Here is a 20,429-nt window from a genome sequence, read left to right on the forward strand (position 1 = left end):
TCTACGTATCCCCCCGGGCGTGACTAGTCATCCGGGCGCGGGGCATCAGTGCCGGCATGATGCGCATCGGGACGTCCGGCTGGCAGTACAAGGACTGGAAGGGCCGCCTGTACCCGTCCGACCTGCCACAACGCCGCTGGCTGGAGCACTACGCGCAGGCGTTCGGCACGGTCGAGGTCAACAACGCCTTCTATCGGCTGCCCGAGCGCGCCACGTTCGAGGACTGGCGGGCCCGCACCCCGGACGACTTCGTGGTCGCGGTGAAGGCCAGCCGGTACCTCACCCACATCAAGCGCCTCCGGGAGCCCCGCGAGCCGGTCCACCGCCTGATGCAGCGGGCCGAGGGCCTCGGCTCGAAGCTCGGCCCGGTGCTGCTGCAGCTGCCGCCGACGCTGCCGGCAGACCCGGGCGCGCTGGACGCGACCCTCGCCGCGTTCCCGAAGGGCGTGCGGGTGGCGGTCGAGCCGCGGCACGACTCCTGGTGGACGCCGGAGATTCGTGACGTACTGCAATCGCGAAACGCCGCTCTGTGCTGGTCGGATCGCGAGGGCCGCCCGCAGGCCCCGCTGTGGCGCACCGCCGACTGGGGCTACCTCCGCCTGCACGAGGGCCGCGCGACGCCCCGCCCCCGATACGGCCGCTCGGCCCTCGACACGTGGACGGGCCGCCTGCGGGAGGCGTTCAAGACCCAGGACGTGTACGTGTACTTCAACAACGACCCGGGCTGCGCGGCCGTCGCCGACGCCGTGGCCTTCGCCCGCCTGGCCGAGCGCCGGAACTTCAGCACCGGCCGCGCCCCGGAGCGCAGCCCGAACTGGTCGTAGTCTTCGACCCGTGGCCAAGTTCTGCTGCGCGATCTTCGTGGTCGCCGCCTTCCTCGCGTTCCTGGTGTGGCAACGCCGCCATCTGATCAACCGCGGCCGCGACGACCGCCGCCACTGACCCGGGCCGGGGTCCGCCACGGAGGTCGTACCGCCGTCGGCCCGGCTACGCAGCGCCACCGCCGACCGGCAGGAACGGCGGCAGAAGAACCGGCAGAACCGGCGGCCGCGGGCCCGACCCCGCCGACCCGCCGGTCGCAGTGCCCGGGACGGCGCGGCGCCCGCCGCGGACCTGCACGGCGCCGCCGGCTCGCGGGAGGGCGCGGCCGGGAACCGGCGACCAGGGCCGGCCCGGCGTCGCAGGCCCCGGCTTTGGTCCACGGCGCCACCGCCGGCCCACGTGACGGCCGCCATGTCGCGCGGCGGGTGGGCGCGTCCGCAGCCCACAGGCGCTGGACGCCCGGGTGGACGCGTCCGTCAGTGCCGTGCGAGCAGTCCGGGGCACAACGGGTGTATCAGGCGGGACGGAGCCCTTCTCTCGTCCAGTGCAATCACCGGCGCAGACAGCACGGGCGGGGACGCATGCCCACGAGCCTCCCAAGGATCACGAGAACTTCCAATTCACCGGATAACCGACAGAACAGACGGACAAAGGCGGTCAATGCCCGCAATTGGCGGCGCCGCAGGGTGGGCAGAAGATCGCTCAGCGTAATGAGGGGACAACGGAACCGGCACGTTCCCGATATTCTGTGTGTTCGATGCGGGGACCAGAGGGGGGCCGCCCATATGGGCAAGCACGGGGTTGCGCCGGCTCGAGCAGCTCGGCGCAGGACACGGTGACCGCAACGGTCGGCAGGGACGGCGGCGGCTTCTCCGGGCCGAGCGAGACCGTCCTGCACCTGCACCGCGCCGCCAACGCCGTCCGGCAGCACGTCGAGCAGGAAGTGCTCCGGCCGCGCCAGCTGACCTGGACCGGGTTCGTGGTCCTGCGCTCCGTCTGGGCCGCGCGCCGCATCGAGACCCGGCACGTCGCCGAGCAGGCCGGCATCTCCAAGGCCACGCTCACCGGCGTGGTCGACACCCTGTCCGGCCGGGGGCTGGTGCGCCGCAACAACCACCCCGACGACGGGCGCCTCGTCCTGCTGCAGCTCACGCGGAAGGGCCACCGGCTGATCCGCGAGCTGCTGCCGCAGTCGCAGACCGCCGAGGCCTACGCACTGTCCTATCTGGAGCCCGGCGAGCTCGCCCGGGTCACGGCGGCGCTGCGTGGACTGGTCGATCACCTGGAGCGACCGCGCTGACCGATTGACCCGGGAACAGAGGCAATCGCGTCATCACAGGGCGCCGCGATCGTTGCACAAAGAACCGGAACTGTGACACGTCACTGTGACCTCCGGCGCGGACGGTCGGGCCTGCCTGGACTACTGTTCGACTAGGTGCGCCCCCGCGGTCTTTCCATCTCCAGGTGAAGAGGTCAGACTGCACGTGAACACCACCGCACGACCACCCCGAGCACCCGTGGAAGGACCCCGATGACCGAGGCAGGCAAGCACGACGACGCCGACGGTGGCGCGCCGGACCTGCCCCTGCGCTCGGCCGCGCCGGCCCGGCGGGCCACCGTCGGCGACCTGACCCAGAACGATCCGCTGCACATCGACGACTACCGGCTGCTCGGCCAGCTCGGCGTCGGCGGCATGGGGACGGTCTACCTGGCCCAGTCGCCGGACGGCAACCGCGTCGCGGTCAAGCTGGTCCACGCCCACCTGGCCCGCGACCCCCGCTTCCGGGTGCGCTTCGCCGGCGAGGTCCGCGCCGCCCAGCGGGTGCCGGGGTTCTGCACCGCCCGGGTGCTCGACTCGGGCGTGCACGAGGAGCGCCCCTACCTCGTCACCGAGTATCTCGAAGGCATCCCGCTGTCCCGGCTGGTCGCCGACGACGGCCCGCTCGACCCAGCGATGCTGCACAGCGTCGCGCTCGGCGTCGCGGCCTCGCTCGCCGCGATCCACAACGTCGGGCTGGTGCACCGGGACCTCAAGCCGAGCAACCTCATGGTCACGCTCGGTGGCGTGCGCATCATCGACTTCGGCATCGCCCGGGCGCTCGACGCGGCCAGCGACATCACCGGCACCGGCAACATCGTCGGCAGCCTCGGCTGGGCCTCCCCCGAGCAGCTGCGCGCCGAGGAGCCGACCGCGGCGATGGACATCTTCGGCTGGGGCTGCCTGGTCGCGTTCGCCGCCACCGGCCGCCACCCCTACGGCGGGGAGGAGGCGGCCGCCCGGGCCTGGAAGATCCTCGAGGGCCAGCCCGACCTCAGCGGCGTCCCCGACCCGGTCCACGATCTCGTCGCCGCCGCCCTGAGCCGCGACCCGGCCGACCGCCCCGACGCCCGGCAGCTGCTGCTCGGCCTGGCCATCGACGACCTCGAGGCGGCCACCGTCCCGGTCCAGCGCCGCTGGCTGCGCGGCGCCGGCCAGATGTCGCGCCGGCGGGTCACCTCGATGGCGATCGCCCTGCCGATGGCCCTGGCCCTCGTCTTCGCGGCCGCCGAGACGACCTCGGACCTCATGGGCGGCAGCCCCGGCACCGACTCGCACCACGGCACCACCAACGGCGGCAACAGCGGGCCGGCCAACGCCTCCCCGCAGCCCGGCCCGCACGCCACGGCCGACAACGGCGGGGCCGGCAAGCCCAACGGCGGCGCGACGGCCACGCTCATCGGCAACCCGACCAACGTGGGCCAGACGCCGGTGGCGACGCAGACCGTGGACGGTCAGCCGACGCCGACGCAGGGCACCCCGACGGCGACCCACACCACGCCGTCGCCGACCGACGTCACGGCGCCGGTGACGACCGGGCCGCCGACCCCCACCACGCCGGCCGACCCGCCGCCGACCACCGCGACGACGACCGCGGACAGCGGGGCCCAGGCGCCGTAGCCGTCAGGCGACGTGTTCGACGTACCGTTGCATGGTCTCCTGCAGCACTTCGATCCCGGGACGGGACCACACGTCCTCGTGGAAGACCTCGACCTCGACCGGGCCCGTGTAGCCGGCGGCGTCGACCGCCTCGCGGAAGCGGCGTAGCTCGACGCAGCCGGCGCCGGGCAGGCCGCGGCCGAGCAGCACGCCCTCCGGCAGCGGCGTGACCCAGTCGGCGACCTGGAAGCACGCGATCCGACCGCCCGCGCCGGCCCGGGCCAGCTGCGCCCAGACCCGGTCGTCCCACCAGAGGTGGTACGTGTCGACCGCGACCCCGACGACGTCCGCCGGGTGCTGCTCGGCGATGTCGAGGGCGTTGCCGAGCGTGGCGATGACGCAACGGTCCGACGCGAACATGGGGTGCAGGGGCTCGATGGCCAGCCGTACGCCGGCCGCCCGAGCGTGCGGCACCAGCTCCGCGATCGCGTCGGCGACCCGGCGGCGCGCGCCGTCGACGTCGCGGCTGCCCTCCGGGAGGCCGCCGCTGACCAGCACGAGCACGGGGGCGCCGAGGGCCGCGGCCTCGTCGATGGCCCGGAGGTTGTCCTCGCGCCAGCCGCCGGCGGTGAAGAACCCGCCCCGGCACAGGCTCGTGACGGTGAGGCCCGCTTCGCGCACGAGGGCGGCGGTACGCTGGAGGCCGCACTCGGCGACCTGATCGCGCCACAGCCCGATGCCGGTCACGCCGACGGCCGCGCAGCCCGCGATCGTGTCCGCGGTCGGCCATCGTTTGGTGGTCGCCTGGTTGAGCGAGAACCTCGACAAATCGCCCACTTCGCCTCCAATATTGATTCCCGATTTCGTACCGCGTCAAGCCCGCCCGCGCCGCGAAGCGCGACCAGCACCCGCACTCCCGCCCGGGGCGCCCGCGCGACGAAGCGCGACCGGCCCGGGCCCACCGCCCGAGCCCACGTTCCCGCCCGGCCCACGGCGCACAGCGCGGGCCGCGGGCCGACGCGGCGCGTTCGTTCGGACCCAGCACGGCCGCGACCGGCCCGGGCCCACCGCCCAAGCCCACGTTCCCGCCCAGCCCACGGCGCACAGCGGGGGCCGCGGGCCGGTGCGGCGCGTTCGTTCGGACTCAGCACGGCTTCGAGCCCATCGGCAGCGCAGCAACATGATCACCGCCGAGTCGAAGCGGACATAACCGAAAAATCCGATATGTCCGTCACAGCGTGGCGGACATATCGGATACCCAACGCGATCAGAGGTCGAGGGCCGGGATCTCCAGGCGGCGCCCCGTGCGGGCCGACTCCAGGCCGAGCTCCGCCAGCTGCACCCCCCGCACCCCCGCCGCAAAGTCCCAGGGGAACGCCGCGTCGCCGACCACGTGCCGCAGGAACGCCTCCCACTGCACCTTGAAGCCGTTGTCGTACACCTCGTTGTCCGGCACCCGCTGCCACTGCTCGCGGAAGCGCTCCGTCGCCGGCAGGTCCGGGTTCCACACCGGCTTCGGGGTGGCGCCGCGGTGCTGGATGTGGCACTCGCGCAGGCCCGCGACCGCGCTGCCGTGGGTGCCGTCGACCTGGAACTCGACCAGCTCGTCGCGGTAGACGCGCACGGCCCAGCTGGAGTTGATCTGGGCGACGATGCCGCCCTCGAGCTCGAAGATGCCGTAGGCGGCGTCGTCGGCGGTGGCCTCGTAGGCGGCGCCGGACTCGTCGACCCGCGACGGGATGTGGGTGGCCACCGTGGCCTGGACCGAGCGGACCGGGGCGAAGATGCGCTCCAGCACGTACTGCCAGTGCGGGAACATGTCCACCACGATCCCGCCGCCGTCGGCCGCCCGGTAGTTCCACGACGGGCGCTGGGCGGCCTGCCAGTCGCCCTCGAAGACCCAGTAGCCGAACTCGCCGCGCACCGACAGGATGCGGCCGAAGAAGCCGCCCTCCACCAGCCTGGCCAGCTTGCGCAGGCCGGGCAGGAACAGCTTGTCCTGGACCACGCCGTGCTTGACGCCGGCGGCGCGGGCGGCCCGGCACAGGTCGGCCGCGGCGGCGGTGTCGTCGGCGAGGGGCTTCTCCGTGTAGACGTGCTTGCCCGCCTCGATCGCGGCCCGGATCGCCTTCTCCCGCTGCTGGGTCACCTGGGCGTCGAAGTAGATCTGCACGTCGTCGCGGGCCAGGGCGGCGTCGAGGTCGGTGGTCCAGTCGGTCAGGCCGTGCCGCTCGGCGATCTCCCGCAGCTTGGCCGGGTTGCGGCCGACGAGGACCGGCTCGGGCCAGATGCGCCGGCCGTCGCCCGCCGGCAGGCCGCCCTCCTCCCGGATGGCCAGCAGCGAGCGGACGAGGTGCTGGCGGTACCCCATGCGGCCGGTCACGCCGTTGAGGACGATGCCGATCGGAATGCGGTTCACGGAAATCCTTCCTACGGGAGGTACGTCTGCAGGAGCCCGCACATGCCGTGCTTCGCGGACTCGGTCGGGCCGGGCAGCACCGAGATGCCGCCCTGGGCCAGGTGGGACAGGTCGGACCGCTCCAGCGCGTCGAGCTGCCGGCCGGTCTCCTGCGCGGCGTCGAGCGCGCCCGCCTCCCAGCGCTTGCGCCAGTCCCCCAGCTTCGGGGCGACGAGGGCGGCGGCGGCGCGGCAGAAGTCCTCGAACGCGGCCGGCCCGGCCTCGCGCATGGCCAGGAAGCCGGTGACGGCGAGGTCGCGGCGCCGCAACGCCGGGGCCAGGTCGGGGCCGCCCGGCAAGGTGGCCGCCGCGCGGTACGCGGAGGGGTCGCCGAGCACGGCGCCGGGAAACGTGAACACCGCGTCGCCGGCCTCGGGCAGGCCGCTGTTCTGCATGAGCACCACGATCTGCAGCCCGCCCTCGTTGACGAGCCGGTGGATGGTGCCCGGCCGGAACCAGGCGACGGCGCCCGGGCGCAGCTCGACCTCGCGGAACCCGGACCCGGACAGCGTCTGCACGCGGCCCGCGCCGGCGGTGACGACGTACCCCTCGGAGCACGTCAGGTGCATGTGCGGCGTGCCCCCGTGCAGCCCGTCGGGTGCACTCGTGTCGTACACCGACAGCCGCGACACGCCGATCGCGCCCGGCAAATGGGATCTCATCGCCAACTCCCAACGCAGGAAAACGCTTTCCTGAGGCTAGCCGGTACGCTGAGCGCGGGTCAATGGAGAGGGGTCAACGATGGCGACGCTCGCCGATGTCGCCCGCCGCGCGGGCGTGTCACCGGCCACCGCATCCCGGATCATCAGCGGGAGCACGAAGCTGGTCACCGACGAGCTTCGGGCGCGGGTGCTGCGGGCCGTCGACGAGCTGCAGTACGTGCCCAACGCCCACGCCCAGCTCCTCGCCCGGGCCCAGCGCACCGCGGTCGGCGTGATCGTGCACGACGTCTCCGACCCGTACTTCGCCGAGATCACCCGCGGCCTGCAGCAGGTGGCGACCGCGCACGGCCGGCTCGTCATCATCTGCAACAGCTACCGCGACCCGGCCCGCGAGCTCGAGTACGTGGAGCTGCTGCGGGCCCAGCAGGTCGCCGCGATCGTGCTGGCCGGCTCCGGCTACCACGACGCCGCCTTCACCAAGGCCCTCAAGAGCAAGCTCGCCGCCTACACCCGCACCGGCGGCCGGGTCAGCGTCATCGGCCGGCACGAGCTGCCCGGCGACGCGGTCATGCCGGCCAACGAGGAGGGCGGGTACCTCGCCGGCGCCGAGCTGTTCACCACCGGGCACCGCAAGGTCGGGGTGGTCGCCGGCCCGCGGGTGCTGACCACCACCACGGACCGCCTGGCCGGCCTGCGCCGGGCCGCCCGCGAGTCCGGCCGGACCCTGCCGGCCAAGCGGATCGCGTACGCCGGCTTCGACCGCGACGGCGGCGCCGAGGCCACCGCCGCCCTGCTCGACGCCTCGCCCGACCTGACCGCGATCGTCGCGCTCAACGACTCCATGGCCGTGGGCGCGCTCGCGACGCTGCGGGAGCGCGGGATCGACGTACCGGGGCAGGTCTCGCTCATCGGGTTCGACGACATGTCCATCGCGCGGGACGTGACCCCGGCGCTGAGCACCGTCCGCCTGCCGCTGACGGAGATGGGCGCCCGCGCGATGTCCCTCGCCCTCGACAACACCGACGGCCCCGCACGGGTGGAGCCGGTCGAGGCGGTCCTGATCCGCCGGGCCAGCAGTCAGCCGTTGACGTCCCGATAGCTGGGCAGGCCGGGGCGGACGGGTTCTGCTCGCCGTACCGCTGCGGCAGTTTCGGCGATCGCGGCGAGGGCGGCCCGGAAGAGCAACGACCCCATGCTGACCCGCGCCACGCCCACCTCCGCGAGGTCGCGCACCGACTGCTGTCCATAGAGGACATTCAACGGTACGTCCAGTGCTCCCACGAGCGCCGCGACGTCCGACAGCTCGGATACACCGGGGACGAAGACACCGTCGGCACCCGCGTCCTGGTACAGCCGCGCGCGGCGCAGGGCCTCCCGCAGGTCGCCGCGGCGCAGCCAGTGCGTGTCGGTCCGCGCGTTGACGAACAGCCCCGGGACCTCCCGCTTGACGTCCCGGATCAGCCGCGTGTGCGCTCCGGCGTCGCCGAGGCCGTCCTCCAGGTTGACGCCGACGGCCCCCGCTTCGGCCGCCGCCACCGCGCTGTCCACCGACCCGCGCTCCAGATCGGCCGACACGAGCACGGGTACCGCGGCCAGCCGGGCCACGAGGCGAACGGTCTGCGGCCCGCTGGCGTTCTCCCCGTCGGGCAGCCCGTGCGCGGCGGCCACCCCGAGGCTGGTCGTCCCGACCGCCGCGAACCCGGCCGCGGCAAGGACCTTGGCGCCGGCCACGTCCCAGACGTTGGCCAGCAGCAGCGGATCCCCGGGCCGGTGCAGCTCGGCGAACGCGGTCATGCCAGCGCCCCTTCCACGAGCGCCAGCGCGTGCGCCCGCCCCGGGCAGGCCCGCGGCCCGGCCCCGAACGGGTGCGCGTCCAGCGGCACCAGCACCGTCTCCCCGTCCGGCCCGACCCTCCTGGTGGCGGCCACGGGCGGGTCGTGGCGGCCCGCCCGGGCCAGCTCGACGAGGGCGGCCGTGGCGTCGCAGGCCTGGACCAGCACCTGGATGCGCGCGGCGGTCCGCTCGTCGTGCGCCCCGCCGAACACCGCGACGAGCCGCTCGACGGCCCCGTCGGCGGCGGCGTCCCCCGTCTGGTACGCCGCCGCCACCGCCCGCACGTCCTGCACCACGTCCGCGGTGACGCCCATGGCCAGCGCGAGCCGGCCGACGGGATGCCCGGCGTAGGGCGCCCGCAGCGGGTCCGGGTCGACGCCCGCGATCAGCCCCTCCACGACGGCCCGCCGCCGGGCGTGCACGTCGCCGTTGCTGAACCGGCTCACCGCCGAGCGCAGCCACCCGATCCCCTCCTCGGCGGCCGGCGCCTCGGGCACCAGGTACGCGGGGTCGGACAGCACGCCGGCACTCACGGTACGCATGCCGCCGACGCTAGACCCGCAACCGTTCGGCGCCGGCCGAAGCGTGCACGCGGGAGAATTGGCACATGAGCACCGACGCCGCGGACCTGGCCCGGCTCGCGAGCCTGCTCGCCGACGAGACCCGGGCGGCGATGTGCCTGGCGCTGCTCGACGGGCGGGCCTGGACCGCGGGCGAGCTGGCCGCGCACGCCGGGGTCGCCCGGTCCACCGCCACCGAGCACCTGCACCGCTTGATCGGCGGCGGGCTGCTCGCCGAGGAGCGGCAGGGCCGGCACCGGTACGTCAGGCTCGCCGACCCCGCCGCCGCCCAGCTCATCGAGGATCTCTCCGCACACCTCACCCCCGCCGTGGCACCGGCCCGGGGACTGCGCCAGGCCGCCTCCTCCGCGGCCATGAAGCGGGCCCGCACCTGCTACGACCACCTGGCCGGCGAGCTCGGCGTGGCGGTGGCCGACGCGATGACCGCGAAGGGCCTCCTCGACCAGCGGGCCGGCTTCGCGCTCACCGACGACGGCCTGGCCTGGCTCACCACCGACGCCGGCCTCGACCCGGCCGACCTGCGGCGCTCGAGGCGCCCGCTGGCCCGCGGCTGCCTGGACTGGACCGAGCGCCGCCCGCACCTGGCCGGCGTGGCCGGGGCGCGACTGTGCGAGCGGTTCATGGCCCAGCGCTGGGTGGTACGCATCGGCACCGGCCGCGCGGTCAAGGTGACCCCGGCCGGACGGGAGGGCCTGCGGGCACTGCTGGGCATCGATTAGGCTTCGGCGCCCTTGGGTAGACAGCGATCACCGTTATATGGCGCCACTCCCCCGGAGGCTGACGTGTTCGCTGTGATCGCCGCGATCCTGTTCGCGGTCGCCCTGCTGGTCGACCTGCTCGGCGCCAACACCGGCCCGATTCTCGACGTCGGCACGCTGAGCCTGGCCGGCTTCCTGTGCATCGCCCTGCACCTCGCCGGCGCGGGCACCTGGACGGCGGGCCGGTGGGGCTCGTACCGGCGACGCCGCCCCGCCCGTCGCTGAACCGACGGCGGGATGCTGCGACTCGTACCAGCAGCGCCGCCCCGCCCGTCGCCGAACCTGCTGATACCCGAAATATCGGGCGCTGGCGCGCCGCGATATTTCGGACTTATACCCCGACGGCGCATAAGTCGGATAAGTAGTGCTGCGCCGGCGCCCAACTCATCAAGATCGATTGCTGCCGCCCGGCGCCCCCTACCATGAGGCCATGGACGGAGCCCGGGCGATGCTGATCGTGGCCGCAGCGCTGGCGGTAGTGATGGGCGGGTGCGTACTGCTGGCCCGCCGCATCCGCCGGCGCGGGCTCGGCGGCGGGCTGATGAGCGTGGCCGAGGAGATCTACATGCCCTCGGCCCAGCGGTCCCGTACCGTGATCCAGGCCGAGGTCAGATCGTCCACGCCGAACGGCCAAGACCCGCCGGAACTGTAGACGCGGCCCGCACGGCCGCAGCGCCCCGCGCGAACTGCAGCACCCGAGCCGGAACTCCCATGTCACTCGCTGTTGCGATGGACCTCGTGCCGGCGAGCGCGCCCTGCGGCATGGGCGTGCGCCATTTGACAATATGCCTGCTGTTCGGGGCGGCGATTTCGGCTGGGCGCTGGGATAATCGGATGCATGAGCCAGCTGCAATTGTTCACCAGGACAGAATTGGCTGCCATGCGCGACCGGACCAGATCGCGGCGCTATTCTCCGGCAAATGAGCAGTTCCGCCAGGAACATGCGCGGCATAGAGCGTGGGGAAGCGTGGGGATTGGCCAGACGGCACGCCGAGCGGCTGCGCCGCGTCCGCGGCGACGCCCCACCACCGAACGACGACCAGCAGGACGGCCCACACGAATCGGCGCCGGCAACGCCGTCTGAGCAGGGAAGCCCCCGGGAACCAGCGCCGACAACGCCGCCCGAGCAGGACGGCCCGCACGAACCAGCGCCGGCAACGCCGCCTGAGCTGGACGGGCATCCCGCGAGCGAGGGCATGGCGCACGACGGCGATCCCGCGCCGCACGAGACGAACGGCGCCGCCCAGCCCGGCCCTGCCCCGAAGCGTCGTGGCACACGCGCACCACTACTGCGAAGGCCCGCCGATGCATTAACACCCACAACGGCAACCAGCAATATGCCGACGCATTGCAGTTGTCGTTCGACAATGCCACGCATACCCGGACGCTATTTTTTCCAAGCTCCCCGAAGGATGGCATTCGAAAGCTGCTATCCCAATGGACCGCCGGCGACCCACGCACGTCGACAGTCACTCGCTGTCACGATCGCCCCCAGGCGGCGGGTCCGAAAGCGGGCTCTGTGCCACGCCCGCGCGTCGGGTGATGGATTCACCGCCGGGCAGTAACGGCATTCGTACGCGCTGCGGGGGCTCCGTGGCGGGCTGATGCGCGTGGCCGAGCAGGTCCATCTCAGCGTTCCCGCACCGTGGCGCGCCAGTGCCCGGCTTATCAAGGCCCAGCGCGAGCCGAGGCCGGTGCGGACGGTCAGGAGGTCCAGGCCGAGAGGTCCGGGCCGGCGGGGATGATGCCGCTCGGGTTGAGGTGCGGGTGCGTGCCGTAATAGTGCTGCTTGATCTGGTCGAAGTCGACCGTGTCGCCGAAGCCCGGCTGCTGGAACAGGTCGCGGGCGTAGCGCCACAGCTCCGGCATCTCCGCGAGCTTGTTGCGGTTGCACTTGAAGTGGTTGTGGTAGACGGCGTCGAAGCGTACCAGCGTGGTGAACAGTCGCACGTCGGCCTCGGTGACGTGGTCGCCGAAGAGGTACCGCTGGTGGCGCAGTCGCTCCTCCAGCGCGTCGAGGCGGGCGAAGAGCCGGCCGTAGGCCTCGTCGTAGGCCTCCTGGCTGGTGGCGAAGCCGCAGCGGTACACGCCGTTGTTGACGTCCTCGTAGATCTCGCGCATGAGCGCGTCCATCTCCGGGCGCAGGTCGGCAGGGAGCAGGTGGGGGTGCTTGGTGTGCAGCGGGGCCCAGTCGGTGGAGAAGTCCAGGGTCAGCTGGGGGTAGTCGTTGCTGACCACCCGGCCGGTGACGGTGTCCACGAGGGCGGGCACGGTCACCCGGCCCTGGAAGGCGGGGTCGGTGTGAAGGTACGCCTCGGCCAGGAACTCGATGCCCAGCACCGGGTCGCGGCCGCCGGGGTCGAGGGTGAAGCGCCAGCCGCGCTCGTCGCGGATCGGGTCCACGGTGCCGAGGGAGATCGCCTCCTCGAGGCCGAGCAGGCGCCGGACGATCACCGCGCGGTGCGCCCACGGGCAGGAACGGGACCAGATCAGGCGGTACCGCCCGGCCTCCAAGGGCCAGCGGTCCCGGTCGTCGGGGCCCTCGCCGGGGGCGGAGCCGGACTCGGCCGTCACCCGGCCGGTGAACCGGTTGGCCTGGCGGACGAACTCGCCGCGGGTCGAGGTCTCCGCCTGGAACTGCGCCTGCGCCATGTCACCGACACTAACCCGCATGACGGTGCGCGTAGAACGCCAGGAAGCGGTATGGACCGTGGTACTCGACCGGCCGGAGACCCGCAACGCCGTCGACCGGGCGACGGCCGGGGAACTGGCCGCGGCCTTTCGCGAGTTCGACGCCGACCCGGCCGCGGCCGTGGCCGTGTTGTGGGGCGCGGGCGGGACCTTCTGCTCCGGGGCCGACCTCAAGGCGGTGGCGGCGGGTGAGGGCAACCGGGTCGAGCCGGACGGGGACGGGCCGATGGGGCCGACCCGCATGCGGCTGGGCAAGCCGGTGATCGCGGCGGTGGCCGGGCACGCCGTCGCCGGTGGGCTGGAGCTGGCGATCTGGTGCGACCTGCGGGTCGTCGAGGAGGACGCCGTGTTCGGGGTGTTCTGCCGGCGGTGGGGCGTGCCGCTCGTCGACGGCGGCACCGTGCGCCTGCCCCGGCTGATCGGCGCCGGGCGGGCGCTCGACCTCATCCTCACCGGGCGGCCGGTCGGCGCCGCCGAGGCGCACCGCATCGGGCTGGCCGACCGGGTGGTACCGGCCGGCACCGCGCGGGCCGCCGCCGGGGAGCTGGCCGCCCAGCTCGCCGCGCTGCCCCAGGCCTGCCTGCGCAACGACCGGCTCTCGCTGTACGAGGCGCTGGACGGGGACGTGGCCGACGGGCTGGCGGCCGAGTGGCGCTACGGCGTGGAGTCCCTGGCCCGCGGGGCCCGCGAGGGCGCGGCCCGGTTCGCGGGGGGCGATGGGCGCCACGGCGCCGGGCTAGGGTGATCCGCGTGGTGAACAGGAAAGACATCGAGGCCGCCGCCCGGCGCATCGGGGGCCACATCCGGCACACCCCGTCGCACGAGGTGCGCCCCGGGCTGTGGTTCAAGCTCGAGCTGCTGCAGCACAGCGGGTCGTTCAAGGCCCGTGGGGCGTTCAACCGGATCCTGGCCGCGGCCGAGGCGGGCGCCCTGCCCGAGGCCGGGGTGGTGGTCGCGTCCGGGGGCAACGCGGGGCTCGGGGTCGCCTGTGCGGCGGCCCGGCTCGGCGTGCGGGCCGAGGTGTTCGTGCCGCGCAATGCCCCGGCGACCAAGGTGGCGAGGCTGCGCGAGTACGGCGCCGAGGTGCACCAGCACGGCCTGGAGTACGCGGAGGCGTATGCGGCCTCGTCGGTGCGGGTCGCCGAGACCGGGGCGCTGTTCGTGCACGCCTACGACCAGCCCGAGATCGTCGCCGGGCAGGGCACCCTGGGCCTGGAGCTGCCGGAGGCCGACACGGTGCTCGTCGCGGTCGGCGGGGGCGGGCTGGTCGGCGGGATCGCGGCCGCCGTCGGGGACCGGGCCCGGATCGTCGCCGTGGAGCCGCAGGAGGCGCCGACGCTGCACGCCGCCCTGGCCGCCGGGGCGCCGGTGGACGTGCCGGTGAGCGGCGTGGCGGCGGACTCTCTCGGCGCCCGGCGGGTCGGCCGGATCGCCTTCGATCTCGCCGTACACCATGGCATCGAAAGCGTCCTCGTGAGCGAGGAGGCGATCGTGGCGGCCCGCCTGCGGCTGTGGCAGGAGCACCGCCTGGCCGTCGAGCACGGCACCGCGGCCGCCTTCGCCGCGCTGGAGCACGCCGAGGGCACGACGGTCGTGGTGCTGTGCGGGGCCAACACCGACCCGGCGACGCTGAGCGCGGCGCCGCTGGCCGATCAGCCGGCGCATGCCGCCGGATGAGGTGTTCGACGCGGCGCTGCGGCGGTTCCTGGCCCAGCAGCGCGTCGACATGCGCTCGCTCGCCGTGGAGCTGGGCATCGGCCGGGCCACCCTCTACCGCCGCGCGGGCGCGCGGGACCAGGTGCTCGGCGACGTGCTGTGGTACCTCACCGACCGCAACCTCGACCGTGCGGTCCGCGCCGCCGAGGGCCTGCGCGGGCCGCAGCGCATCGTCGCGGTCATCGGGCACTTCCTCAACGCCGTGCGGGACCAGCCGAGCCTGCGCCACTTCCTGGCCACCGAGCCGGAGGCCGCGCTGCGGATTCTCACCTCCAAACGGGGTGTGGTGCAGCGACGGGTGGTAAATCATCTGGAGGGGCTGCTCACGCAAGAGGTGCAGGCCGGCGCGTTCGCGCCGCGGCTGGACGTGCGCACGCTCGCGTTCGTCGTGGTGCGCATCGCGGAGAGCTTCCTCTACGCGGACGCGATCGCCGACGGCGAGCCCGACGTGGAGCAGGCCCTGGAGGTGATCGGGCGACTGCTGGAGGGCTGAGCCATGATCCTGAAGGCCGACGTGTGCATCGTCGGCGGCGGGCCGGCCGGGCTGGTCCTGGGCCTGCTGCTGGGCCGCCGCGGGGTGGACGCCGTGGTGCTGGAGAAGCACCGGACCTTCCTGCGCGACTTCCGCGGCGACACCGTCCACCCCTCCACGCTGCAGCTCATGGACGAGCTCGGGCTGGGCGAGGAGCTCGAGCGGCTGCCGCACCGGATCATGCGCCAGATCCAGGTCACCTACGCCGGGGGCACCTACCGGCCGGTGGACTTCTCCCGGCTGCGCGCGCCGCACCCGTACGTCATGATGCTCCCCCAGTGGGACTTCCTCGAGCTGCTCGCGGCCCACGGCGACTTCGCGCTGCACCGCGAGTGCGAGGTGGTGGCGGTCAACCGGCGCGACCGCCGGGTCGTCGGGGTGAGCGCGACGACGCCGCAGGGCCCGCTGGAGGTGCACGCCCCGCTGACGGTGGCCTGCGACGGGCGTCATTCGGTGGTACGGCGGGAGCTCGGCCTGCGCTCCAAGGTCTACGGCGTGCCGATCGACGTGCTGTGGTTCCGCCTGCGCCGCGAGCCCGGCGACCCCGACGGCCTGACCGGCCGGGTCGACGAGGGCCGGATGTTCATCGGCATCGACCGTGGCGACTACTGGCAGATCGGCCTGGTGGTGCCCAAGGGCGGCGACGAGCGGGTGCGCGCGGCCGGGCTGGCGGCGCTGCGGGCGGCGATCGCGCAGAGCGTGCCGCACCTGGCCGGCCGGGTGGACGAGCTGCGCGACTGGGACGACGTGCACACGCTGACCGTGCGCATGGACCGGCTCTACCGCTGGCACGTGCCCGGCGCGCTGCTCATCGGCGACGCCGCGCACGCGATGAGCCCGGTCGGCGGGGTCGGCATCAACCTGGCCATCCAGGACGCCGTGGCCGCCGCCCGGGTCATCGTCGCCGCGTTCGAGCAGGGGCGCCCGCCTACCCAGCGGGAGCTGGCGGGCGTTCAGCGCCGCCGCAGCCTGCCGACCGCGGGCACCCAGCTCATCCAGCGGGCCATGCAGCGGGCCGTGCTCTCGCCCGCCGTGCACGACCGGCCGGTCCGGCCGCCGCTGGCGCTGCGCCTGCTGGACCGCTCGCCGACCCTGGGCGCGATCCCGGCCCGGGTGATCGGCATCGGGCTGCGCCCCGAGCACGTCTAGGACCACGAGCCGCGTTCCGGCTCGGCTCACGGCACGTGCGGGGGTGGCCGTCGTCAGCCGGGCGGACGGCCACCACGAGCGTTCGGTGTACGCCGACCGACTGCCCGCGGGTACCCGAACGCGGCGAAGTTGCGGTGAAGAAGTTGCGGTGAACGAGCACGGAAGCCTGGCGAAAGAACGGACATGTCGGATTCGTCCATCGACCGACGAGGCCCCCGCTTGCCACAGGCAGTACCTTCTTCGCATGGCCACGGTGCTGCTGGTTGAGGACGACCACGTCGTGCGGGGCGCCCTGCTGCGCTCCCTGACCGACCGGGGTCACACGGTGCACGCGGTCGGCACCGCCCTGGAGGCGCTGCGCCGCTTCGCCGCCGAGACCCCCGACCTGGTCGTGCTGGACCTCGGCCTGCCCGACCTGGACGGCGCGGACGCGCTGCGCATGCTGCGCGGCATCGCGGACACGCCCATCATCATCGCCACCGCCCGCGACGACGAGGCGGAGATCGTCCGGCTGCTCAAGGCGGGCGCCGACGACTACATGATCAAGCCGTTCACCTCGGCCCACCTCGACGCCCGGATGACCTCCGTGCTGCGCCGCACCGGACGGGCGAGCCGCGAGGAGCCCACCGCCATCGAGGTGGGAGGCTTGCGGGTGGACATCGGCCAGCGCCAGGCGTACCTGCACGGCGAGCCGCTGACCCTGACCCGCAAGGAGTTCGACCTGCTGGCGTACCTCGCCGCCCGACCCGGCCGGGTGGTCTCACGCCGTGAGCTGTTGGAGGAGGTATGGCGGCAACCCTCAGTGGGCGAGGACCAGACGATCGACGTGCATCTGTACTGGCTACGCCGGAAACTTGGCGAGAGCGCGTCAGCGCCCAGATACCTGCACACCGTGCGGGGCGTGGGCTTCAGGTTCGCCGCCCCGGACTGAGGCGCACCCTCGCCTACGTCTCCGCGGCGGTCACCACGATGGTGGCGCTCGCCTTCCTGATCCCACTGGGGCTCGTCGTCCAGCAGCTCGCCCGCGAGCGCGCGCTCGCCGACGCCGAGCGCCAGACCGCCGTGGTCGTGGCGGTACTCACCGTGACCACGGACCCCCTGAGCATCGAACGGGCCGTCGCCAGCACCGGCGGCCCGGCGGTGACCCGCGTCTCCGTGCACAACCTCGGCGACGACGGCACCGAGATCGGCACCGGCCACGCCGCCCCCGGCGACCTGAGCCGGGCCGCCGACCAGGCCGCCCCGGTCATCGCCGACGTGCCCGGCGGCCAGTCCTACCTGGAGCCGGTCGACCTCGGCTCGGACCGCACCGCCGTGGTGGAGGTGTTCATCCCGGAGTCCGAGCTGGATAACGGGGTGGCCGGGGCCTGGTGGGCGCTCGGCGCGGTCGCGCTCGGCCTGATCATCGCCTCGGTGTGGGTGGCCGACCGGCTGGCCGCGAAGATCATCATATCGGCCCGGCAGCTGGCCGGCGCGGCCGGCGCGCTCAGCGAGGGCTACCTCGACGTGCGCATCGACCCGCAGGGCCCCCGGGAGCTGTCCGAGGCGAGCTTCGCGCTCAACGTCATGGCGGACCGGATCATGGCCCTGCTCTCCAACGAGCGGGAGCTGGTCGCCGACCTCTCGCACCGGCTGCGCACCCCGCTGACCGCGCTGCGCCTGGACGCCGAGACCCTCGACGACTCCCAGGACGCCGAGCGCATCCGGGACGCCATCGCCGCCCTCGAGGTGGAGATCGACAAGCTGATCCGGGCCATGCGCGAACCGATCGACGCCCACTCCCCCACCCCCGACCGCGGCGAGCGGGCCGACGGCGCCGCCGCCTCGACCGGCGAGGAGGGCTGCGACGTGGCCGAGGTGGTCCGCGACCGGATGATGTTCTGGTCGGCGGTCGCCGGCGACCAGGAGCGCGAGTGCAAGGCGATCGGCGTGGACGCGCCGGCCCCGGTCACCGTGCCCAAGAGCGAGCTGGCCGCGGCCCTGGACGCGCTCATCGGCAACGTCATCCGCTACACCCCGCAGGGCGTGCCGTTCGAGGTGGCGGTGACCCGGCGCGAGGACGGCTACGTGGTGCTGCGCGTCGAGGACGGCGGCCCCGGCATCCCCGACCCCGAGAAGGCGATGCAGCGCGGCGAGAGCCAGCAGGGCTCCACCGGCCTGGGCCTGGACATCGTGCGGCGGGTCGCGGTGGCCGGCAACGGCACCGTGAACATCGGCACCGGGGCGCTCGGCGGGGCCAGCGTGGTGATCGTCATGGCCGACGCCAACCCGGCGCCACAGGAGGAGCCGCCGCCGTCGCGCTGGCTGGTCGGCCGCCTGTCCCGGGAGCCGTCCGAACGCCGTTCGCGTTGGAAGAAGGCATAGCCGGACCCCGTGCATATGGCGGGAACAAGTCTGCATTAGATATGCCTTAACTGCCCCGTTCGGGGTGGAACGGGCACCTGGCCGATGGCTATGGTCTGGGCGTTCCCATGTGGACGACCGGCATTCACCCGCCTTGTCACCCCTCGAACGCCGGCCGTCCTGCGCGCGGCCGGGGGCCGGTACCTCTGCCCTGTGCCTGCCCCCGCCGCGCGCGCCTTCCTTCGCAGGACCCGAGCCCGGTCGTCATCGCCGGCCTGTCGCTGCTGCTCATCCGTCGTCGCCAATAATGGCTTGACCGGTAAAGTCCGGTCGGCGTACTGTACCGATATAGAAACCTGTACCGGTACAGAGGAGATGCCCCGATGAGCACGTTCCCGTTCGCGATGGTCGTGTCCCAGGCCGCGCTGGCCGAGTCGTTCGGCCCCAGCTGGAATGGCGAGGAGTTCGAGTACGCCAGCGCCCTGCCCGGCGCCCCGGTCGTCGCCCACGAGGTGCCGGTGCGCCCGCCGCGGGTCGAGCGCGCGCGCTGGGCCCTGGCCGAATCGCTGCGCCGAGCGGCCGACGCCGTCGCTCCCGTGCCGGCGCGTTGATGCCTGCCGAATCGCTGCGCCGAGCGGCCGACGCGGTCGCCCCCGGGCCGGCGCGTTAAGGTCTCGGGATAGACAACCGAGACCGTGCAAGCGAGACCTGGGAGGCGTTGCGGTGGGGAGGGTGACCCTGCAGACGATCGCCGACCGGGTCGGGGTGAGCCGGATGACGGTCTCGAATGCGTTCTCCCGTCCCGACCAGCTCTCCCCCACGCTGCGCGACCGGATCCTGGCGGTCGCGGACGAGCTCGGCTACGTCGGGCCCGATCCGGCCGCCAGGGCCCTGGCCCGCGGCACCGTCGGCGCGGTCGGCCTCCTGCTGACCGACACGCTGAGCGGCGCCTTCGCCGACGAGGTGGCCACCACGTTCCTCGGCGCCATCGCCGACGAGCTGGCCCCGACCGGCCTGGGCCTGACCCTGCTGTCCACGGCCATGTCCGGCGGGGTGGTCCCGGCCCGCGACGTGGCCATGGACGGCGCCCTGGTGTACTCGTGCGACCCGGAGTCCACCGCCGTCGACTGGCTCCTGCGCCGCAAGATGCCGCTCGTCTTCATCGACCAGGTCCCGGCCGACGGCGTCCCGGCCGTGAACGTCGCCGACCGCGAGGGCGCCCGCGCCGCCGCCCAGCACCTGGTCGACCTTGGCCACCGCCGCCTCGGCATCGTGACGGCGGGCGTCCGCGGCGCGCACGGCCTGGTCGCCCCGGACGACATCGTGGACGGCTTCGTCGGCGCCCAGCGCATGCTCGGCTGGTTCGACGCCCTGACCCCGGCCGGCATCGCGCCGGCCATCTCCCGCCGCCCGCACGGCGACCCCGAGTCGGGCTACCAGGCCGCGCGCCTGCTGCTCGAGGCCCCGCAGCCCCCGACGGCGGTCCTGTGCTTCTCCGACGCCATGGCCCAGGGCGTGGTCTCGGCCGCGGCCGACGCCGGACTGTCCGTGCCGGAGGACCTGTCGGTGGTCGGCTTCGACGACAGCCCGGGCTCGGCCCGCCTGCGCCCGCCCCTGACCACCGTCCGCCAGGACATCCAGGCGAAGGGGCACGCGGCCGCGGCCGCACTGACGCAGTCCATCGAGGCGGCGCGCAACGACACCCCGCCCCCGGCCGCCCACCTGTGCCTGCCGACGGAGCTGATCGTCCGCGCCAGCACCGCCCGCCCCCGCTGAGCGCCGCCGGTCTGCTCTGCGCATACCGCCGGGCCCGCCGACGACGTTCGACTCGGCCCCAGCCGGAGCGTCGGCGCCGGCCAGAAGACGACAGGTCTGGGGCTGCGCTCCGCTTTCGACCCGGCCGGAGCGTCGGCGCTGGTCAGACGATAAGTCGGGCGCTGCGCGCCGCGACTTATCGGATTTTTCGC

22 protein-coding genes are annotated in these 20,429 nt (G+C 73.7%); 16 read left to right on the plus strand and 6 right to left on the minus strand.

Annotated elements, in window-relative coordinates:
* The first annotated feature begins 56 nt into the window (after window positions 1–56).
* The 3 genes from AB0M46_RS20355 to AB0M46_RS20365 all read left to right on the plus strand — a co-directional run bounded on the left by AB0M46_RS20355 (window position 57) and on the right by AB0M46_RS20365 (window position 3,760).
* Window positions 57–824 carry a DUF72 domain-containing protein gene (locus AB0M46_RS20355; RefSeq protein WP_363338092.1) on the plus strand — a complete coding sequence of 256 codons (768 nt, stop codon included), beginning with the start codon at window positions 57–59 and terminating at the stop codon, window positions 822–824.
* Between the two features lie 833 nt (window positions 825–1,657).
* Window positions 1,658–2,122 (plus strand): MarR family transcriptional regulator, encoded by a 465-nt coding sequence (locus AB0M46_RS20360; protein WP_363338094.1) that lies wholly within the window; start codon window positions 1,658–1,660, stop codon window positions 2,120–2,122.
* Between the two features lie 231 nt (window positions 2,123–2,353).
* Window positions 2,354–3,760: a protein kinase gene (locus AB0M46_RS20365; RefSeq protein ID WP_363338096.1), complete on the plus strand. Its 1,407-nt coding sequence runs from the start codon at window positions 2,354–2,356 to the stop codon at window positions 3,758–3,760.
* Between the two features lie 3 nt (window positions 3,761–3,763).
* On the opposite strand, the gene AB0M46_RS20370 is transcribed toward AB0M46_RS20365, so the two are convergent.
* The 3 genes from AB0M46_RS20370 to AB0M46_RS20380 form a co-directional block, all read right to left on the minus strand.
* Complete coding sequence (locus tag AB0M46_RS20370) at window positions 3,764–4,567, minus strand: sugar phosphate isomerase/epimerase family protein (RefSeq protein WP_363338180.1); 804 nt, start codon at window positions 4,565–4,567, stop codon at window positions 3,764–3,766.
* A 439-nt stretch (window positions 4,568–5,006) separates the two neighbouring features.
* Complete coding sequence (locus tag AB0M46_RS20375) at window positions 5,007–6,158, minus strand: Gfo/Idh/MocA family oxidoreductase (RefSeq protein WP_363338098.1); 1,152 nt, start codon at window positions 6,156–6,158, stop codon at window positions 5,007–5,009.
* Between the two features lie 11 nt (window positions 6,159–6,169).
* A complete protein-coding gene (locus AB0M46_RS20380; RefSeq protein WP_363338100.1) occupies window positions 6,170–6,859 on the minus strand; it encodes a cupin domain-containing protein in 690 nt (229 codons plus the stop codon).
* Window positions 6,860–6,938: 79 nt separating this feature from the next.
* On the opposite strand from AB0M46_RS20380, the gene AB0M46_RS20385 reads away from it, so the two are divergent.
* Window positions 6,939–7,958, plus strand: a complete 1,020-nt coding sequence (locus tag AB0M46_RS20385) for a LacI family DNA-binding transcriptional regulator (protein ID WP_363338102.1) — start codon at window positions 6,939–6,941, stop codon at window positions 7,956–7,958.
* Here AB0M46_RS20385 and AB0M46_RS20390 read toward each other — a convergent pair.
* Window positions 7,937–8,653: an isocitrate lyase/phosphoenolpyruvate mutase family protein gene (locus AB0M46_RS20390; RefSeq protein WP_363338104.1), complete on the minus strand. Its 717-nt coding sequence runs from the start codon at window positions 8,651–8,653 to the stop codon at window positions 7,937–7,939. The two genes, AB0M46_RS20385 and AB0M46_RS20390, sit on opposite strands and share 22 nt — an antisense overlap.
* Complete coding sequence (locus tag AB0M46_RS20395; RefSeq protein ID WP_363338106.1) at window positions 8,650–9,234, minus strand: hypothetical protein; 585 nt, start codon at window positions 9,232–9,234, stop codon at window positions 8,650–8,652. The genes AB0M46_RS20390 and AB0M46_RS20395 overlap by 4 nt, the downstream gene beginning before the upstream one ends.
* A 65-nt stretch (window positions 9,235–9,299) precedes the next feature.
* Between AB0M46_RS20395 and AB0M46_RS20400 the strand changes: the two genes are divergently transcribed.
* From AB0M46_RS20400 to AB0M46_RS20415, 4 genes are all read left to right on the plus strand, one after another.
* Entirely contained in the window at window positions 9,300–9,992 is a 693-nt protein-coding gene (locus AB0M46_RS20400; RefSeq protein WP_363338108.1) for a metalloregulator ArsR/SmtB family transcription factor, read from the plus strand.
* A 63-nt stretch (window positions 9,993–10,055) separates the two neighbouring features.
* Window positions 10,056–10,256, plus strand: coding sequence for a hypothetical protein (locus AB0M46_RS20405; RefSeq protein ID WP_363338110.1), 201 nt, complete (start codon window positions 10,056–10,058; stop codon window positions 10,254–10,256).
* A 205-nt stretch (window positions 10,257–10,461) separates the two neighbouring features.
* Complete coding sequence (locus AB0M46_RS20410; RefSeq protein ID WP_363338112.1) at window positions 10,462–10,683, plus strand: hypothetical protein; 222 nt, start codon at window positions 10,462–10,464, stop codon at window positions 10,681–10,683.
* A 77-nt stretch (window positions 10,684–10,760) separates the two neighbouring features.
* Window positions 10,761–10,955, plus strand: a complete 195-nt coding sequence (locus AB0M46_RS20415) for a hypothetical protein (RefSeq protein ID WP_363338114.1) — start codon at window positions 10,761–10,763, stop codon at window positions 10,953–10,955.
* A gap of 780 nt (window positions 10,956–11,735) precedes the next feature.
* Here AB0M46_RS20415 and AB0M46_RS20420 read toward each other — a convergent pair.
* On the minus strand, window positions 11,736–12,683 hold the full coding sequence (locus tag AB0M46_RS20420) for a glutathione S-transferase C-terminal domain-containing protein (protein ID WP_363338115.1): 948 nt from the start codon (window positions 12,681–12,683) through the stop codon (window positions 11,736–11,738).
* A gap of 19 nt (window positions 12,684–12,702) precedes the next feature.
* Between AB0M46_RS20420 and AB0M46_RS20425 the strand changes: the two genes are divergently transcribed.
* The 8 genes from AB0M46_RS20425 to AB0M46_RS20460 all read left to right on the plus strand — a co-directional run bounded on the left by AB0M46_RS20425 (window position 12,703) and on the right by AB0M46_RS20460 (window position 20,238).
* A complete protein-coding gene (locus AB0M46_RS20425; RefSeq protein WP_363338116.1) occupies window positions 12,703–13,467 on the plus strand; it encodes a crotonase/enoyl-CoA hydratase family protein in 765 nt (254 codons plus the stop codon).
* A 5-nt stretch (window positions 13,468–13,472) separates the two neighbouring features.
* Window positions 13,473–14,399 (plus strand): threonine/serine dehydratase, encoded by a 927-nt coding sequence (locus tag AB0M46_RS20430; RefSeq protein ID WP_363338117.1) that lies wholly within the window; start codon window positions 13,473–13,475, stop codon window positions 14,397–14,399.
* Window positions 14,386–14,931: a QsdR family transcriptional regulator gene (locus AB0M46_RS20435; RefSeq protein WP_363338118.1), complete on the plus strand. Its 546-nt coding sequence runs from the start codon at window positions 14,386–14,388 to the stop codon at window positions 14,929–14,931. Before AB0M46_RS20430 ends, AB0M46_RS20435 begins: the two co-directional genes overlap by 14 nt.
* A 9-nt stretch (window positions 14,932–14,940) precedes the next feature.
* Window positions 14,941–16,119: an FAD-dependent oxidoreductase gene (locus tag AB0M46_RS20440; protein ID WP_363338182.1), complete on the plus strand. Its 1,179-nt coding sequence runs from the start codon at window positions 14,941–14,943 to the stop codon at window positions 16,117–16,119.
* A gap of 244 nt (window positions 16,120–16,363) precedes the next feature.
* Window positions 16,364–17,050, plus strand: a complete 687-nt coding sequence (locus AB0M46_RS20445; protein ID WP_344620299.1) for a response regulator transcription factor — start codon at window positions 16,364–16,366, stop codon at window positions 17,048–17,050.
* A gap of 38 nt (window positions 17,051–17,088) precedes the next feature.
* Window positions 17,089–18,483 (plus strand): HAMP domain-containing sensor histidine kinase, encoded by a 1,395-nt coding sequence (locus tag AB0M46_RS20450; RefSeq protein WP_363338119.1) that lies wholly within the window; start codon window positions 17,089–17,091, stop codon window positions 18,481–18,483.
* 362 nt (window positions 18,484–18,845) lie between these two features.
* A complete protein-coding gene (locus tag AB0M46_RS20455; RefSeq protein ID WP_363338121.1) occupies window positions 18,846–19,073 on the plus strand; it encodes a hypothetical protein in 228 nt (75 codons plus the stop codon).
* 121 nt (window positions 19,074–19,194) lie between these two features.
* On the plus strand, window positions 19,195–20,238 hold the full coding sequence (locus AB0M46_RS20460; protein ID WP_363338123.1) for a LacI family DNA-binding transcriptional regulator: 1,044 nt from the start codon (window positions 19,195–19,197) through the stop codon (window positions 20,236–20,238).
* The last annotated feature ends 191 nt before the right edge of the window (window positions 20,239–20,429 follow it).

Origin of the sequence: Dactylosporangium sp. NPDC051485, from assembly GCF_040682015.1 — a bacterium.
Lineage (GTDB): Bacteria > Actinomycetota > Actinomycetes > Mycobacteriales > Micromonosporaceae > Dactylosporangium.

Excerpts from the sequence above, each read along its gene's own strand:
- AB0M46_RS20355 (WP_363338092.1), top strand. The coding sequence starts at position 57 with ATGATGCGCATCGGGACGTCCGGCTGGCAGTACAAGGACTGGAAGGGC.
- AB0M46_RS20365 (WP_363338096.1), top strand. The coding sequence starts at position 2,354 with ATGACCGAGGCAGGCAAGCACGACGACGCCGACGGTGGCGCGCCGGAC.
- AB0M46_RS20380 (WP_363338100.1), bottom strand. The coding sequence starts at position 6,859 with ATGAGATCCCATTTGCCGGGCGCGATCGGCGTGTCGCGGCTGTCGGTG.
- AB0M46_RS20385 (WP_363338102.1), top strand. The coding sequence starts at position 6,939 with ATGGCGACGCTCGCCGATGTCGCCCGCCGCGCGGGCGTGTCACCGGCC.
- AB0M46_RS20390 (WP_363338104.1), bottom strand. The coding sequence starts at position 8,653 with ATGACCGCGTTCGCCGAGCTGCACCGGCCCGGGGATCCGCTGCTGCTG.
- AB0M46_RS20395 (WP_363338106.1), bottom strand. The coding sequence starts at position 9,234 with ATGCGTACCGTGAGTGCCGGCGTGCTGTCCGACCCCGCGTACCTGGTG.
- AB0M46_RS20400 (WP_363338108.1), top strand. The coding sequence starts at position 9,300 with ATGAGCACCGACGCCGCGGACCTGGCCCGGCTCGCGAGCCTGCTCGCC.
- AB0M46_RS20410 (WP_363338112.1), top strand. The coding sequence starts at position 10,462 with ATGGACGGAGCCCGGGCGATGCTGATCGTGGCCGCAGCGCTGGCGGTA.
- AB0M46_RS20415 (WP_363338114.1), top strand. The coding sequence starts at position 10,761 with ATGGACCTCGTGCCGGCGAGCGCGCCCTGCGGCATGGGCGTGCGCCAT.
- AB0M46_RS20420 (WP_363338115.1), bottom strand. The coding sequence starts at position 12,683 with ATGGCGCAGGCGCAGTTCCAGGCGGAGACCTCGACCCGCGGCGAGTTC.
- AB0M46_RS20425 (WP_363338116.1), top strand. The coding sequence starts at position 12,703 with ATGACGGTGCGCGTAGAACGCCAGGAAGCGGTATGGACCGTGGTACTC.
- AB0M46_RS20435 (WP_363338118.1), top strand. The coding sequence starts at position 14,386 with ATGCCGCCGGATGAGGTGTTCGACGCGGCGCTGCGGCGGTTCCTGGCC.
- AB0M46_RS20445 (WP_344620299.1), top strand. The coding sequence starts at position 16,364 with ATGGCCACGGTGCTGCTGGTTGAGGACGACCACGTCGTGCGGGGCGCC.
- AB0M46_RS20450 (WP_363338119.1), top strand. The coding sequence starts at position 17,089 with ATGGTGGCGCTCGCCTTCCTGATCCCACTGGGGCTCGTCGTCCAGCAG.
- AB0M46_RS20455 (WP_363338121.1), top strand. The coding sequence starts at position 18,846 with ATGAGCACGTTCCCGTTCGCGATGGTCGTGTCCCAGGCCGCGCTGGCC.